General features: G+C 40.9%; 2 protein-coding genes. Both read right to left on the bottom strand.

Features of this window, described 5'->3' with window-relative positions; genetic code table 11:
* Nucleotides 1–269: 269 nt before the first annotated feature.
* Nucleotides 270–920, bottom strand: coding sequence for a methyltransferase domain-containing protein (locus Q8M98_04690; protein ID MDP3114058.1), 651 nt, complete (start codon nt 918–920; stop codon nt 270–272).
* The coding region (locus tag Q8M98_04685; protein ID MDP3114057.1) for a polysaccharide deacetylase family protein at nt 921–1,769 on the bottom strand (849 nt) is incomplete at its 5' end.

Raw genomic sequence — 1,769 nt, 5'->3', positions numbered from 1 at the left:
TTGATTTTTACTGAAGTGTCCACTGTGCAGACGATATGTCAATTCAAAGCAACCCCTGCCTAAGGATGCCTTTCGCCCACTTTTCTTGATTTCCGAAACGCTAATTTATTGAAATTTAAGGGAATTTACTTGAACAGTCTCAAAAATACCGCGATGGTTCAAAACAATTTTGTCCGACACTCAAGGATTGATTCATGGTTTCAATCAGCTTAGATAATGAACAAATATGTATTGGTGCAGCCAAATCCCGCTGAAGAAAGAGTTATCGGTTAATCAGCTTCTTTATCAATAGTAACAAAGAAATCACGACCCAGGTTTTCAATTCTGCATTGCCAAGGAGCAATTCCTTCAAACAAGGAGGCAATCTGCTTTTCATTATAAAGAAACAACGGACACTTGAATTTATAACGGATTCTACGCTGCCATGCCAGGAAACCGCTATCGGAGGGAAAGCTGAATAATACTTTCTCGTTTGCAAGGCGCAAAGCTTTCGCAATGATAACATCGGGATTTTGAATATAATCCATAAAACCCATCAGAATGACGTAGTCATATTTTGTATCTTCACTTATATGAGTAAAATCCACGATCTCAAATTTGCAGATATTTTCCACTCCTGCCAGCTTTGCCTGATTTTTGGCAATGTCAATCATCTTCGGCGCAAAGTCAATGGAGTGGATTGACTTTAGACCATTTTTTGCCAGCGCAATACCATAATTACCCGGACCGCAGCCCACGTCCAACGCTGTCTTTTCCTGGGATGGCTTACACGCTTTGATAGTCTTCTCAAACCTGATAAGCATGGACTTTCTGAACCATTTATTAATCATCTGTTGCAAAAAGCTGTTTCCTGTATTATAAATCGAGGTGAATCCTTCTGAGTAGTCGTCAAAGAAATCGGCTGTAGTGTTACGTTTCATTTATTTATCCATCATTTTAGTAATCATATATTCGTGACAAGTCACAAAGCTGTTGCTGTGAAAGATTGCTTCCAGCTTGGGGCGAACCGTTTTCATATTGATATAAGTTTTGAAATGCAGCCACGCACTCATTTTTAATCTTGGGTGCAAGGGGTCGATTTCTCGGGGATGTATATAGAAAAGGGTCGGGATTCCTTTGCCGGATAATTTGTTTTGCATGCACAGGATCAGCCACTTGGGGAAGAGTCGCAGATAGCCTCCTCCAAAAAAACAAACATCCTTACCAAATATCGGAGCAACCGAAATGGGGAATTCACAGATGTTTCCCAGCTTGGTTTTTACCCAATGCGGACCGACGTTTTTGGTGAGATAGCCCCCTCTTTCACGTTTAACGGGAAACATTGACGAATCAGAAACATATCCGGCTCTGGTTAGATTGTCAAAAAACCAAGGTGTAGCTTCAATAATTGAAAAGCTCGGACTGCGAAAACAATCCACCCTTTTACCTGAAACACTTTCCAGCAATAGCCTCGAGCTTAGTGCATCCTCGTAAAATTCTTCACTGGTCATTTTATAGATCAGCTTGTGATACATTCCATGCGAGCCTATTTCATGTCCCCGCTCAGCAGTCTCTCTTACCAAATGGGGATATCTTCCGGCAATATAACCTAAAAAGAAGCAAGTGGCTTTCACCTGGTGAGCATCAAGTAATACTAATTCGCTTGCATAAATCCAAATTATGATTATAGTATCTCCAGAACAACAATAGCTGGAGGTACAGATGAACCGTATCCATGTTAACGACACATTGCCTGCTGAAGAGCTAAGGCATAGAATGCTTGCCAGTAA

Source organism: Candidatus Cloacimonadaceae bacterium, from assembly GCA_030693415.1.
Classification (GTDB): domain Bacteria; phylum Cloacimonadota; class Cloacimonadia; order Cloacimonadales; family Cloacimonadaceae; genus JAUYAR01.
This window is presented reverse-complemented; position numbering and strand designations above follow the sequence as displayed.

Excerpts from the sequence above, each read along its gene's own strand:
- Q8M98_04690 (MDP3114058.1), bottom strand. The coding sequence starts at position 920 with ATGAAACGTAACACTACAGCCGATTTCTTTGACGACTACTCAGAAGGA.